Annotated in this window: 10 protein-coding genes; 8 read left to right on the forward strand and 2 right to left on the reverse strand. The window is 55.2% G+C overall.

Features of this window, described 5'->3' with window-relative positions:
- The first annotated feature begins 140 nt into the window (after nt 1-140).
- From ACIX8_RS20750 to ACIX8_RS20765, 4 genes are all read left to right on the forward strand, one after another.
- Nucleotides 141-1,076 carry a helix-turn-helix domain-containing protein gene (locus ACIX8_RS20750; protein WP_014267349.1) on the forward strand — a complete coding sequence of 312 codons (936 nt, stop codon included), beginning with the start codon at nt 141-143 and terminating at the stop codon, nt 1,074-1,076.
- 832 nt (nt 1,077-1,908) lie between these two features.
- Nucleotides 1,909-2,700, forward strand: a complete 792-nt coding sequence (locus ACIX8_RS20755; protein WP_014267350.1) for an alpha/beta fold hydrolase — start codon at nt 1,909-1,911, stop codon at nt 2,698-2,700.
- A 329-nt stretch (nt 2,701-3,029) separates the two neighbouring features.
- Nucleotides 3,030-3,485, forward strand: a complete 456-nt coding sequence (locus ACIX8_RS20760) for a DUF4126 family protein (protein ID WP_014267352.1) — start codon at nt 3,030-3,032, stop codon at nt 3,483-3,485.
- Between the two features lie 126 nt (nt 3,486-3,611).
- Nucleotides 3,612-4,424, forward strand: coding sequence for an alpha/beta fold hydrolase (locus tag ACIX8_RS20765; RefSeq protein ID WP_014267353.1), 813 nt, complete (start codon nt 3,612-3,614; stop codon nt 4,422-4,424).
- Between the two features lie 122 nt (nt 4,425-4,546).
- On the opposite strand, the gene ACIX8_RS20770 is transcribed toward ACIX8_RS20765, so the two are convergent.
- Both ACIX8_RS20770 and ACIX8_RS20775 read right to left on the reverse strand, forming a co-directional pair.
- On the reverse strand, nt 4,547-6,946 hold the full coding sequence (locus tag ACIX8_RS20770; RefSeq protein ID WP_044177204.1) for a tetratricopeptide repeat protein: 2,400 nt from the start codon (nt 6,944-6,946) through the stop codon (nt 4,547-4,549).
- Nucleotides 6,947-7,031: 85 nt separating this feature from the next.
- Nucleotides 7,032-7,505 (reverse strand): helix-turn-helix domain-containing protein, encoded by a 474-nt coding sequence (locus tag ACIX8_RS20775; RefSeq protein ID WP_052310674.1) that lies wholly within the window; start codon nt 7,503-7,505, stop codon nt 7,032-7,034.
- Between the two features lie 446 nt (nt 7,506-7,951).
- Between ACIX8_RS20775 and alaC the strand changes: the two genes are divergently transcribed.
- The 4 genes from alaC (at nt 7,952) to hypF (ending at nt 13,329) form a co-directional block, all read left to right on the forward strand.
- Nucleotides 7,952-9,133 (forward strand): alanine transaminase, encoded by a 1,182-nt coding sequence (gene alaC / locus ACIX8_RS20780; RefSeq protein WP_014267355.1) that lies wholly within the window; start codon nt 7,952-7,954, stop codon nt 9,131-9,133.
- 102 nt (nt 9,134-9,235) lie between these two features.
- Nucleotides 9,236-9,982, forward strand: coding sequence for a DUF899 family protein (locus ACIX8_RS20785; RefSeq protein WP_223295403.1), 747 nt, complete (start codon nt 9,236-9,238; stop codon nt 9,980-9,982).
- Nucleotides 9,983-10,140: 158 nt separating this feature from the next.
- Nucleotides 10,141-10,617, forward strand: coding sequence for a GNAT family N-acetyltransferase (locus ACIX8_RS20790; protein WP_014267357.1), 477 nt, complete (start codon nt 10,141-10,143; stop codon nt 10,615-10,617).
- 327 nt (nt 10,618-10,944) lie between these two features.
- Nucleotides 10,945-13,329, forward strand: coding sequence for a carbamoyltransferase HypF (gene hypF, locus ACIX8_RS20795; RefSeq protein ID WP_223295404.1), 2,385 nt, complete (start codon nt 10,945-10,947; stop codon nt 13,327-13,329).
- Nucleotides 13,330-13,332: the final 3 nt, after the last annotated feature.

The following is a 13,332-nucleotide window of genomic DNA, read 5'->3' on the forward strand; positions in this document are numbered from 1 at the left end:
GTATTAGACCTAAAAGTACCTCGAACGATTTGCAGAGTCACCTCTCTAAGGAGAACCTCGAATGTCCCTTTCGATCTCAGCCTGCCTCGTTGCGATCGCGTTTCCTTCACAGTCTCTGAGGAAAGGTTAGGTTTCGCGCCATGGAGACGCCCATCGAAGTTCCTACGATCTGGAATCAAATCGCCGAGACGATGTATCTCAGGGATTCCCCTACGGCGGAGATCAAGCTATCCGAGCTTTCGTCCTTCTCGTTTGCAAGACTGAAGATCACCCAAGGGATCCCGGACATGACACGTCCCATCCTTGGCGAGAGTGGCTACATCATTGCGTTGCAGCTCAAAGCTATCCCCCATGTAGAGCTCTTTCTGGGCAAGAAAAGGGTGTCGAGTGGCTATTATCCTGTGGGGGCTGTCGGCGCCATCCAGTTACAAGAGGAGCCCGCATGTTTCCTGCCAGATCCTTTCGACGCCTTGGCGGTGCATGTCACGCAAGCCGCTCTGGATGAGATCGCTTATGCTCACCAGGTACCGTATGTAGACCGATTGATCTGGCCGTATGGAACAATCGATCCTATCGTGCATCACCTCGGCCAGACGCTCCTCTCTTCACTGGAGCATCCTCAGCAAACTTCAAAGATTTTCATGGACCACGTTCTGCAAGCCCTGAACTGTCATCTTGTCAGCTCCTATGGAAATGTGACGCTGTCGGATCGAAGATTTCGCGGGGGCCTCTCTCCTCGACAGGCGCGAAGGGCGACAGAGTTACTGGAGGCTCATCTGGACGGGGACATTCCTCTCCAGCAGGTTGCCGAAGCGTGCGAATTGTCCGTGAGCCACTTTGCGCGATCCTTCAAAAAGACCTTTCGCAAGCCCCCTCATGCCTGGTTGCTGGAGCGCCGTGTAGACAAGGCCAAAGGTCTCATGCTGAACTCACGCCTGCCCCTGGCCGATATCGCCGCGCAGTGTGGGTTTGCGGATCAATCTTCGCTAAACCGTTCCTTCAGACGAATTCATGGAATCGCTCCGGGGATGTGGCGGCGGAACTCCAAGCGCGGCAGCAGTAGCTACGCCGTTTAGCTGCCCAAAGCTCCAGGTAGTGCCTGACGAATCGGGGACAACAACGAATCACATATCTTGTTCCCCCACAGAGACGTCATCCTGAACGTAGCGCCTCGCGCTTTTTTGCGAGGTGCGGAGTCGAAGGACTTGATCTCACCCAGGAGGTCGGGATCTTTTCCAGCACAAGAGTCCAGGCTCAAGCGCTCGAGGTAGAAAAGCTCCAAGAGGCATAGGCAAGATGGCAATCCTCGGGGTCCTTCGACTCCGCGTCCCCAAAAGCCGGGACGCTGCGCTCAGGATGACGCTTCTGTGGGGAAACACAAAACAAAAGCTATGCGTGTAGAGATAGTGGTTTCTCTCTAAACCACTATCTCCGATTCGTCAGACACTACCTGATCCAGACCAAGCATCGCAAGATTCCCTCTTTGTCTGCCAGAGAGGGCTTCGTGCAGGTGCAAAGACTTTTCCCTCCGTTACCCATAACTTGTCATCTCGACCGGAAGCGGCAAAGAACGCCGCCTCCGGTCGAGATGACAGTTTTTGGGGTGAATTTAAAAAGAACCCTCTACACCTATACGGAAACGGCTCTAAGAAGCTGGCTGCCCCGTGAACTGCTGTCCTGGCGGTCTTTTTTTGTCATGCCCCAAATCTATTGAGCAGAAATATCCAGCTTTTGATTCTTTTCGCCAAGATTATTTCGCGCGCTGTAGATACCTTCGGGTTGAACAGGATAGCGAATGTGAGAATGGCGGTAAATCCTGCCTGTTTCGCGCTTCAGCTCGGTTCGTATAGGTCCAGAGACGAGCACTCCCAGACCAGCGGCCTTCCGTTCATCAAAAGGAGAAATACCATGCAAGCATTGAAATTTGTTCGGAATGGATTGGTGGCATGCGCTGCACTACTCGCGACCCTCAGCCCTGCCACCAAGGCAACGGCACAGACACAGCCCCCTTCAGGGGTAAAAACAGTTCTCCTCGTTCATGGAGCATGGGCAGACGGGTCGAGCTGGTCCAAGGTAATTCCGTTGCTGGAGGCGAAGGGGCTGCATGTTGTTGCCGTACAAATCCCATTGACCTCCTTCGCGGATGACGTTGCAGCAACAGAGCGCGCCATTGCTCTCGAGGATGGTCCGGTATTGCTCGTCGGCCACTCTTACGGCGGAGCTGTGATCACCGAAGCCGGAAACGACCCGAAGGTAGCAGGACTTGTCTTTGTTTCGGCAGTCGCGCCGGATAAGGGAGAATCCACTTTAGGTCTCATCTCAAGTGTTGCAACTCCTATCGGCTCAGAGCTGCGTCCTGACAAGAATGGTTTTCTCAAACTGACTCCCAAGGGAGTCGCTGAAGACTTCGCACAGGATCTTTCCGCCAAAGAGATTGCGGTCCTGGCAGCGACGCAGGTTCCTGTAAACGTTACCGCCATGAAGGGCGAAGTCACGATCCCAGCCTGGAAGACCAAGCCGTCATGGTACATCGTTGCCGGAAATGACCGGGCAATTTCACCTGATCTCGAAGCCGCTCAGGCAAAGAGAATCGGCGCAACGACCACCACTGTCTCCTCCAGCCACGTCATTATGCTCTCGCAGCCAGCGAAGGTTGCCACTGTGATTCTCGACGCAGCCTCGAAGGCCGTTTCGAAGTAGCAAACATGCACTTGTTCCTCTCTGGCTCAAGAAGTGAGCGGACGCGATTTGACGCACCTTGCGAAACAGGGTGCGTCAGATCCTCTCTTCCTCTAGAAGGACAGCAACAAGAGTGTCCTCCGGGCCCACTCTTCACTCTTGTTGGAAACATTCAGGTTTGACCCTATGGCTATGCCGGAGATGCAAGTAATGGACTGCCTCGTCTTCCTTGCGCTGATTGCTCTCCTGGTCCACTTTATTTTGGGAAACTTCGGTCTCCAACGGCCTAAGGACGGGCCCCTATTTACCTGGCGATTCGCTGAATCGTACTTTTCCAAGGAGAACATCGAATGTCTTTCTTAATCATCGCCTTCGTAGTAGGTATCGCGTGCGGCCTGCGCGCTCTTATGGGTCTCGCGGCCGTTAGCTGGGCAGCCAGCAGCGGAAAGCTGCCCCTCCAGGGAACCTGGCTTGCATTCCTAGGTTTCAGGGCAACGCCGTTTATTACCACCCTGCTTGCAGTGGGTGAACTGGTCACCGACAAGCTGCCCAAAACCCCCAGCCGGCTTGTGCCTCCGCAGTTCGGTGCTCGTGTGTCGATGGGTGCACTGACTGGCGCGGCCATCGGTGCTGCCAACGGACATCTTCTGATGGGAGCCCTGGCAGGCATCGTCGGCAGCGTCCTCGGAACTCTGGGAGGTTCCAAAGCGAGAGCTGCTGCTGCGAAATTGTTTGGGCGCGATCTGCCCGCGGCCCTGCTTGAGGATGTTGTGGCCATTGCTCTCGTCTTCCTGGCGCTGCGCTAAGACAAGCTCCACGACTTTGCTTCGCCCTGCCGCTTTCGTACGCATACCCGGAGCTCGTTGACGGGCAGCCTATCGAATCACCCACGATCCATCTTCGTTAGAAGACCAAATGAAAGGGACTACCAGATGTTCGCTTCCCTATTGTCCAAGAGTTCTAAACCACTCATCCTGGCCTCACTCGTGCTCACGCTGAGCGGTTGTAATAACGCACTAAAGTCGCCTGTCGTTCAGGCCTCGGCACCTACAGGCATCAAGAATGTGATGCTCGTGCATGGGGCGTGGGCTGACGGCTCTAGCTGGACCAGCGTCATTGCGATGCTGACTGCCGACGGTTACAACGTGACGGCAGTACAACTCCCGCTGACATCGCTGGCAGATGATGTGGCAGTCGTGCAGCGCGCCCTGGCACGCGAAACCGGCAAGACCTTGCTCGTAGGCCATTCCTACGGTGGAGTGGTCATCACACAGGCCGGGATCGACCCTAAGGTGGCAGGTCTGGTCTATGTGTCCGCCTATGCGCCTGCTTCGGGAGAGTCCGCGTTCACACTGAACGGCACCGTCCCAACTACTCCGATCATGAGTGATTTGTCTATGGATGCCTCTGGCTTTTTAACGATCTCCAATGCGGGAGTCGCCGCTGATTTCGCGCAGGATTTGTCACCTGCCGATCAGGTAACAGTCGCAACAACGCAGGGACCCATCTCAGCTTCAAACGCACTCTTTGCATCTGTGACACAAGTAGCCTGGAAAAATGGCATCCCTAGCTGGTATATCGTCGCGAGCAACGATAGAGTCATTTCTCCGGCGCTTGAGGCGACCATGGCAAAGCGGATGAACGCCACGACCATCACTCTTGCATCGGGGCATCTGTCCATGATTAGCCACCCTTCGGATGTATCGGCTTTCATCGAGAAGGCAGCCAGTTCGCTGCAACCATAAATCTCCGACGAGCGCCCAAAACTGAAGAGATGCTCCACGGAAGATCATTGTTCAGACAGGCTGCCTTACTGGTAGCCTGTCTGAATTTCAACTCCCTATAGGCAAACATCGATGCAACTGGGCTACTTCTTCGCCTGGTCGATCTCGATGGTTGTATGCACTGGAGAGGCTTCCTGTTTCCCCTTCAAATTGGCGAGCGCCGTTGCGTTGACGAGAGCAACATCCGTCTTTCCGGGTGCGAGCGCGGTAAACTCAAGCGTCAACCGTGCGCCGTCGTGCTTCGGAGTTTTGACCGATGAGGACGCGGACACGTGAATGCCGACGAGTCCAGGCGCGAGCACACTGCGGGTAAAGGTGAGGGGCGCACCGTCACTCGCCGTGGCCTGATCGGCATCCACATTCGATAACGACAGATCATGAGGATCGAATTGTAAAAGCATCGGCAGCGACTGAGACTCTACAGCGCCATGGAAGTCGATGGACACCTTGAACGTTTCGCCTACGACACGATGATGTTCGTTGCTCGCGAAACTGACGGTCGTTGAATCCAGTTTTCCTGAGTCTGGCTTTCTTGTGTTGGACAAGATCTGGCCATCGCCCGCTAAGAGCTTCGAACTCCCTTTGCCGGGAAGAGTTTCATCCGCCAGGTCTTTGATCATCGCAGCCGCAGCTGTCGCCGCGGTCGTCTTCGGCCCCACGTCTCTATCTGCCGGCTTCCGTACAGCGGGAGCGAAGGCTGAAGAATCTTCGCCAGTGGAAAGGCGCCTCAATTCGACGACGTTCGCAGTACCTGTATCGATCGCGCGCAGGTTGAGCTTCTGCAACAGGGTCTCGCGAATGATGTGCGGGACCAGCAGGAAGACGATCTCATCGTTCTGCAATGTCTTCGTCTGGGTTCCGAACAGGTATTTGAGAACCGGCAACTCTCCCAGGCCCGGTGTGCCGGAGCCAGCAACACTATCCTGTTTCGTGACAAGCCCCGCAAGAATCGATGGCTCGCCATCCCTAAGCTTGATCGTTTGCTCGAGAACCTTCTGCCCGATCACAGGCTCCTGCACTCCGCTGATCGTGTCGTAAGTGTCGACCTGCGAGACCTCTACCTTCATCTTCAGAGAGACACTTCCATCGGAATGAACGGCAGGCGTGATGTCCATGTTGGTGCCAACATCGACATACGTGAACTGGGTCTGCACTCCAAGTGAACTCACCCCGCCTACAGGCGAGCTTAAGGATCCCGATGCAATCGGCACCCTCTGCCCTATCTTCAAAGTGGCCTTCTGGCCGTCTGTCGCCCGTAGACGAGGGTTCTGCAGGATCCTGGTATTGGTGTCCTGCAGAAGGGCATTTACTGTTCCACCAGTCACCGTGACGGCAAAGTTGGTCGCATTCGTATTAGCGAGCGTGTTGAGAGTAAAGCTGGAGGAGCTTTGACTTCCTGAATTCGAATTATTATTGGCTGCGTTGTTGTTATTGCTACTGCTGGCCTGTGGAGTGAGGCTGAAAGACTGGGGAAGAGTGATGCCCAGCGTGCGGGTCTTGTCCTTATCTACCTCCATCACAGCCACATCGATTACGACCTCTGGCTTCTCGCGGTCGAGGTCATTAATCAGCTTGCCCGCAAGCATCAACTCATCCGGCGTACCTCGCAAAACGATGGCATCCTGGGTTGAGACAAGGTAGATCTTGATTGCAGGATCGAGCATGTTGCGAAGAGCGATGAGTATCTCGTTAGCATCATTCTGCTGGTCCGGGCTCGTCAGATAGAAGATCTGACAGGCCAACTGGTCCAGATCGGTTCTCTTCGTCCGGCTGTTCTGCGCTACAAGAATCGTGTTGGGAGTCAGCGGCTTATAAAACGTTCCTGACAGTGTCTCGACCACTCTCAAAGCCTCTTCAACGTTGACGTCCTGGAGATCAACCGAGATACGCTTCGATTGATATTCAGGATCGAAAGCAATATTAAGCCCGGCAAGCTTTCCGAGACTTGTATAGATGCTCTTTACGTCCTCGGTCGCGTGGTATGTGACCATACTGTCCGATAAATGCTTGAGACTGACGGGAGCAGCAACGCTAGCATACTCATGCAGAAATTCATCTTCTTCGTTCTTCTGCTCTACGTGAGCAGGGTCTGACGTCGGCGTGAGCGCTGCCTGCTCGTGTTGAGCGATTCTTATCTCCTGAAGAGCGGTTTCATTGGATGGATCGATCTCTGCGGCGCGCATAAAACTGAGAATTGCGCCCGTGTAGTCGCCGTTCTGTCGGAGAACACGACCGCGATCTATGTGCTGAGTTGCAGCCATGAAACGCATATTTTGAAGATGCGTTTCATAGCGGATATCTTTTGGATTTTTATCGTGAGCCTGTTTGTATGCCTCGTAAGCGGCATCGTAGTCCTTCCTCGCCTCAGCCGTCTGCCCTTTCTTATCGAGAGCCTTCGCGCTTTCGCCCTGTGCGTTCTGCACAAATAGAAAGAGCGCGGCGAAGAACAAGGATAGGCACAGCAACTTCTTTTTCGTAATCATCGAGTGAAATCTACTTTCATAAAAGTACGTGGCCTCGTCCGGCACTCTTTGCCTGTAGATCCGGTGGAGAGAGAAAAGGGTTTGTCTAGGCCGATTTCTGCGGGCCCTTCGCTGCATTGCTGGCTCTCCACTCCCGCGGACTTACCCCAACATGCCGTACAAAGGCTCGGTAGAATGCCACCCGATGCGAGAAACCGCACTCAACGGCGATTCGAGACACCCGCTGCGCTGGATCGAGAAGAAGCTGCTTTGCGTGCGCGAGCCTGCTCTCGATCTGCCACGTGTACGGTGTTTTGCCCGTCGATCTCTTGAATGCCCGGGCAAAGTGTCCTACGGATAGATGACAAGCCAGCGCCAGCCCACGAACCGACACTCGGTCGTGAAGCGATGCCGCCATCAGATCTTTCGCCATCTGCACCTGCCATGGGTTAAGACGGGGACCTTGTGTGGCGTGACCTGCGGCATCCTCCGTGTCCGCCTTGCGAGATCCGTATTCCGGCTTTTGAGCGCAGGAAGACAGGGGATACTCGACACCGTATTGAGTGATGGAATCCTTCATTGTGTCCGATCAATGCAATAGACCGGGCCTCACTTGAGGATGTCACCCTGGCAAGGTAACCAAAACTGCGCAATCGTCATGAGGCGACGTGGGGTGTGCGTGAACAAATAGCAATCGTTGCATCTTCTCGATCGGTCCAAACGATAACTGAGTACTTTAGGGAGGCTCGCCAGAAAGACCTTGTTGGCCGGTTCAAAGTCGCGAGCCCATCCCCTTTCCGGGTAAGCTATACAAAAACACGGGCACCACCCGCTCCTGCATTGGCTGTGCTTCACGAGCCTTCACGGCATTTGTGGCCGATTTCCGCTCTTTTCGAGGATGACGCTTAAGAAGCAACGGATATCGGCCCCAATGGGTCGACAATAGTGATGACGGCAAGGGCTGGTGAACGAATTTCGTCAGCGGTCTGGCATTCTATTGAGGTAAGAGGGAAATAAAGAACTCACATGAACGAAGAATTCCCAAGAATCAAGCGGCTCCCTGCCTATGTCTTCAACATCACCGGAGAGTTGAAGTCGGCTGCGCGTAAGCGTGGAGAAGACATTATCGACTTCGGCATGGGCAATCCTGACGGGGCAACCCCTTCGCACATCGTCGAGAAGATGATCGAGGCTGCCCGCAAGCAGCAGACGCACCGCTACTCGCTTTCAAAGGGCATCCCACGGCTTCGCAAGGCGATCTGCAACTGGTACGCACAGAGATACGGTGTTGACCTGGACCCAGCGACTGAAGCCATCATGACCATCGGCTCCAAGGAAGGGATCGCGCACCTGTGCCTGGCCGTGCTCGACAAGGGCGACACGGTGCTCGTACCCAATCCGAGCTATCCCATCCACATCTACGGTCCGGTCATCGCCGGGGCCGACGTGTTGAGTGTTCCGATTACGAACTCAACCGACGACTTCCTGACTCACATTCAGGATGTGATTCCGCGCATGACACCGCGGCCGAAGGTTCTGATCGTAAACTTCCCAGCGAACCCCACCGCACAGTGCGTCGACCTGCCTTTCTTTGAGAAGCTGGTTGCCATCTGCAGGGAATATGGCATCTGGCTGGTGCATGACCTGGCGTACGCAGATATCGCGTTCGATGGCTATAAGCCTCCCAGTGTCATGCAGGTCCCCGGCGCAAAAGATATTGCCGTTGAGTTTTTCACTCTGTCGAAGAGTTACAACATGCCCGGATGGCGTGTCGGCTTTATGGTTGGTAACCAGAAACTCGTCGGTGCGCTCTCTCGCATTAAGAGTTACTTCGACTATGGAACCTTCACGCCGATTCAGGTCGCCTCTATCCTGGCGCTCGAAGGGCCTCAGGAGTGCGTCCAGCAGATCTGTGACACCTACCGCTCCCGGCGCGATGTACTAGTCCACGGCCTCAATAAGCTCGGCTGGGCGGTCGATATGCCTAAGGCGACCATGTTCGCCTGGGCTAAAATTCCTGAACAGTACCAGCACCTGAAATCTCTTGAATTTTCAAAACTTGTTCTGGAAGAGGCGAAGGTGGCAGTAAGTCCGGGCATCGGCTTTGGAGAATATGGCGACGAATTCGTCCGCTTTTCGTTGATTGAAAACGAAGCGCGCATTCGCCAGGCATTGCGCGGATTCAAGGAGATGTTCGGACGGCGATAGCACTGTCACTTCTGGGGATGGAATGAGGACAGGAGGATTGCCTCCCGTCGACGCAGAGCTCCGTGACTGCCGAGCCCCTGCGTCATTAGAATGAACGCGAACATGGCGCGTCTCATTAAGGAGAATCTAATGGCCGACAACACCATCCTCGTCCCCGCAGTAGAACTCGCCGCAAAGAACAAAGCACACTTCCCCAGCGAGAGCCCCGAATACCGGCAGGCGCGCAACGCACTCCTCGCCGAGGAGATCGAACTGCGGCGCCACATCGAACGCGTTGCTGCCCTGCGGCGCACCCTTCCCCCCGGCGGGGTAATCCCCGAAGACTATACCTTCGAAGGCCAAAACGGCAGAGTCCGTCTCTCTCAACTCTTCGGCGACAAGGACACCCTCGTTCTCTACAGCATGATGTTCGGCCCGCAACGCGAACGAGCCTGTCCTATGTGCACCGCCATGCTCACGTCATGGGAGGGAACGGCCAGAAACCTGCGCGAACGTGTCGCGCTGGCCATCACCGCTCGCTCGCCGATCGAACGCCTCCTCGACTTCAAGAAAGAACGGGGTTGGAATAACCTTCAGCTCTACTCCGACACCAAAGGCGACTACACCCGCGCCTATGTCAGCGCCGAGGATGCCGACGTTCCGGCTCTCGCAATCTTCACTCGCAGGGACGGCACAATCTACCACTTCTGGAGCGGAGAGATGAGTGGCGAGATGGCCGACCCCGGCCAGGACCCACGCGGAGCCCCGGACCTCGACCCCTTGTGGACGATCTTCGACCTCACACCCGCAGGCCGCGACGCCACCTGGTACCCAAAGCTCGAATACCCCAGCCTGACGACGATCAAGTGACAACTTCGGGCCTCTTCATCGCCCGCCTATTGTTCTCGACAGGTGCCTTCAGTTCCATTCAGTAGATAATGGATTGAATAAATAGAAAGATTGGAAGGCGTTAGGTCGGCGATTTTCTGAGATTGAAATCAAGATATTTGCCGTCCGCATTGCGATATATGGAATTACGATTTGCAAAAGTGTTTGACCTCCCTTCAATTGTCCAACTGATCAATGAAGCCTTTTCTGTCGAAGCGGCCTTTAAGGTTGGTGATCGCATAGACATTGAAGAAGTTAAAGGATTGTTCGACAAAGGATACTTTTTAGTACTGGAAGAAGACGGAATTCTTCAAGCGAATGTGTATTTGGAATTGCGTGTCGAGCGAGCTTATCTGGGTCTACTGTCAATAAGGCAAGATCGCCAAGGTTCTGGTTTCGGCGCGCGTTTGATGGCCGCTGCGGAGAAGCTTGCACGCGAGTCGAATTGCCGTTTTATAGATCTTCGGATTGTAAATTTGCGCAAAGAGCTCTCACTCTTTTACGAGAAGCTGGGTTATCGCGTTGTCGGAGAAGAGCAAATAGACGCAGAGATACAAGCTAAGTTCACGCAATCCGCACATTTCATCAATATGTCGAAAGACCTGGCTCACAACTGAGACTGTCAATTCTGATCTCAAGTTCATCCGACTTCCCCATTGAAATTGGGAATCTATCTGTGAACAGATCACCGCAGAATTGGCTTTTCTCTTCCGCCAAATGCCACTAAGTTATTGATTCTATGGTGGCACAGCAGGATTCAAACCTACGACTTCCACCGCGTGAAGGTAGCGTTGAGCCAGCCGGTTGCACATTCTATTAGCCGGTACAGTCGGGGAAAACCGGTATTTTTGGGCTAGTAACGATCATTTCTTCTCCTCCCGAACCCTCTCCCGTGAAAATAGCCTCTCGTCGCTGTCAAGAGCGGCATCACCTGCGATGATGATGTGCAAGCTGAAACATCGCCGATGATGGATACGGATGCAACAACCCGGCCAAAAGCAATTACCAGGCTCCAGGTTCAGGTGCGTGGCATTGTGCAAGGTGTCGGCTTCCGCCCGTTCGTGTACAAACTAGCTCACAGGCTGGGCCTCTCGGGCCACGTCTTCAACTCCACCTCCGGCGTCACTATCGAAATTGAAGGCAGTAAACCCGCCCTCGATTCCTTTCTAAAGACGCTAAGAACGGAGCCACCTCAACTCGCAGATATACAAGAAATAACCGTCTCGCACATCGTTCCGTTTGGGGTCGCGGGCTTCTCCATCCTCCACAGCCGCGAGGAGGGAGGCGCAATGGCTCTCGTTCCAGCAGACGCAGGCACCTGCGACGCGTGCTGGCAGGACTTTAGTGATCCCAATAACCGCCGCTTTGGCTATCCCTTCACCAACTGTATCCATTGTGGTCCGCGCTACACCATCACCGAGGGCATCCCGTATGACCGCCCCAGCACCACTATGTCAAACTTCACGATGTGCAGCGCCTGTGCGGCTGAATACGCTGACCCCAATGATCGCCGCTTCCATGCGCAGCCCAATGCCTGCAGCCTCTGTGGACCTTCACTCGCGCTTCTTCCGCGCGGTGCCGCCTTGCCGGAATCATTTACAGACACAGATGCACTCCCCATTCTTCATCACGCGCGTGGCCTTCTTCGCGAAGGAAAAATTCTCGCTGTCAAAGGCCTGGGCGGCTTCCTGTTCGCGTGTGATGCCACTAACGAAACTGCGGTCGCCGAACTTCGCCGCCGCAAACACCGTCCGCATAAACCATTCGCTTTAATGGTCCGCGACATCGACGCTGCTCGTGCGTTGTGCGGAATCACCACCGAAGATGAAGCCGCTCTTCGTCACCTGCGCCGCCCCGTCGTCATCCTTCCACGGCGTCTCGATACGAATCAGGTGCCTGGCATCGGGCTTAGTGTCGCTCCAGGCAACAACACTTTGGGGATTATGCTTCCCTACACCCCTCTGCATTACCTGCTCTTCAGCGATTCACCTCAGAAAGACTCGGCATTCTCTGCATTGGTAATGACCAGCGGCAATATCAGCGAAGAGCCTATTGTGATCTCGAACATTGACGCACTTCTACAGCTCGACGGAGTCGCCGACTGGTTCCTTCTGCATAACCGCGAGATTGCCACGCGCGTTGACGACTCCGTCGTCCGCACCTTCGAAGGCCGTGAGCGCGTCCTCCGCCGGTCCCGAGGCTTTACTCCCCAGGCCCTATCTCTGGCATCCGCGAATGAATCGGTCCATCCATCGGTACTGGCCTTTGGCGCCGAACTGAAGAACACCTTCTGCCTCACCCGAGATGGCCATGCCATTCTTAGTCAGCACATCGGAGACCTGCAGAATTACGAGACCTTGCAGTTCTTCGAGGAAACGCTTGCGAAGATGAAGCGTCTCTTCCGGGTCACGCCGCAGGCCGTCGCTTACGATTTGCATCCGCACTATATGAGTACCCGCATGGCGCTGGCCTCCAGTATTGAGCGCAAGATCGCCGTGCAGCATCACCACGCCCACATCGCCAGCTGTATGGCGGAAAATCACTTGAGCGGCGAGGTCATTGGTGTAGCGCTTGATGGTACCGGTTACGGCACCGACGGCAAGATCTGGGGCGGAGAATTTTTTACCGCCAACCTCGGCAGCTTCAGCCGTCGTGCGCACCTTCGCTACGTCCCGCTCCCCGGCGGCGATGCCGCTGTCCGTCAGCCCTGGCGCATGGCGCTCAGCTACCTGCGCGATGCCTTCGGCCCCGAGGTCCCCGATCTTGCCTGCCTCCGAGCTATCCCTCTAAAGCAGCGCGATATCGTCAACGCGATGATCGCTAACCAGATCCAGACCGTCGAGACGTCCTCCTGCGGCCGGCTCTTCGACGCCGTCGCTGCACTTCTCAACCTTTTCTCGGAAGTCACCTTCGAAGGCCAGGCCGCCATCGCGCTTGAAAGCATTGCGCTCGCCGGTGTCACCGGAGGCTATGAATTCGACCTGCACGATGGCGAACCCATCACGATAGACCTCCGTACCACGATCCTCGCCATCGTCAACGACCTGGCCGCCGGCAAACCCGCCGGTGAGATATCCGCCCGCTTTCACAACACCTTGAGCACAGTGATTGCTGCAACCTGCTGCCGGATCCGGGACCTCAGTGGACTGGATCGAGTCTGTCTTAGCGGAGGAAGCTTCCAAAACATGGTGCTTTTACGTCCGACAGTGGTACAGTTACGCCGCCACGGCTTTCAGGTTTTTCTGCACTCTATGGTTCCGGCAAACGATGGTGGCATCTCGCTGGGACAGGCAGCCATAGCCTGCGAACGAATCCGAACAGGAGCGTGAAGC

Source organism: Granulicella mallensis MP5ACTX8 (assembly GCF_000178955.2).
In the GTDB taxonomy this organism is placed as follows: Bacteria; Acidobacteriota; Terriglobia; order Terriglobales; family Acidobacteriaceae; genus Granulicella; species Granulicella mallensis.

Bases quoted from the DNA above. Each gene is read 5' to 3' on its own strand.
- ACIX8_RS20770 (WP_044177204.1), bottom strand. From the start codon at position 6,946: ATGATTACGAAAAAGAAGTTGCTGTGCCTATCCTTGTTCTTCGCCGCG.
- alaC (WP_014267355.1), top strand. From the start codon at position 7,952: ATGAACGAAGAATTCCCAAGAATCAAGCGGCTCCCTGCCTATGTCTTC.
- ACIX8_RS20760 (WP_014267352.1), top strand. From the start codon at position 3,030: ATGTCTTTCTTAATCATCGCCTTCGTAGTAGGTATCGCGTGCGGCCTG.
- ACIX8_RS20785 (WP_223295403.1), top strand. From the start codon at position 9,236: ATGGCGCGTCTCATTAAGGAGAATCTAATGGCCGACAACACCATCCTC.
- ACIX8_RS20755 (WP_014267350.1), top strand. From the start codon at position 1,909: ATGCAAGCATTGAAATTTGTTCGGAATGGATTGGTGGCATGCGCTGCA.
- ACIX8_RS20765 (WP_014267353.1), top strand. From the start codon at position 3,612: ATGTTCGCTTCCCTATTGTCCAAGAGTTCTAAACCACTCATCCTGGCC.
- ACIX8_RS20750 (WP_014267349.1), top strand. From the start codon at position 141: ATGGAGACGCCCATCGAAGTTCCTACGATCTGGAATCAAATCGCCGAG.
- ACIX8_RS20775 (WP_052310674.1), bottom strand. From the start codon at position 7,505: ATGAAGGATTCCATCACTCAATACGGTGTCGAGTATCCCCTGTCTTCC.
- ACIX8_RS20790 (WP_014267357.1), top strand. From the start codon at position 10,141: ATGGAATTACGATTTGCAAAAGTGTTTGACCTCCCTTCAATTGTCCAA.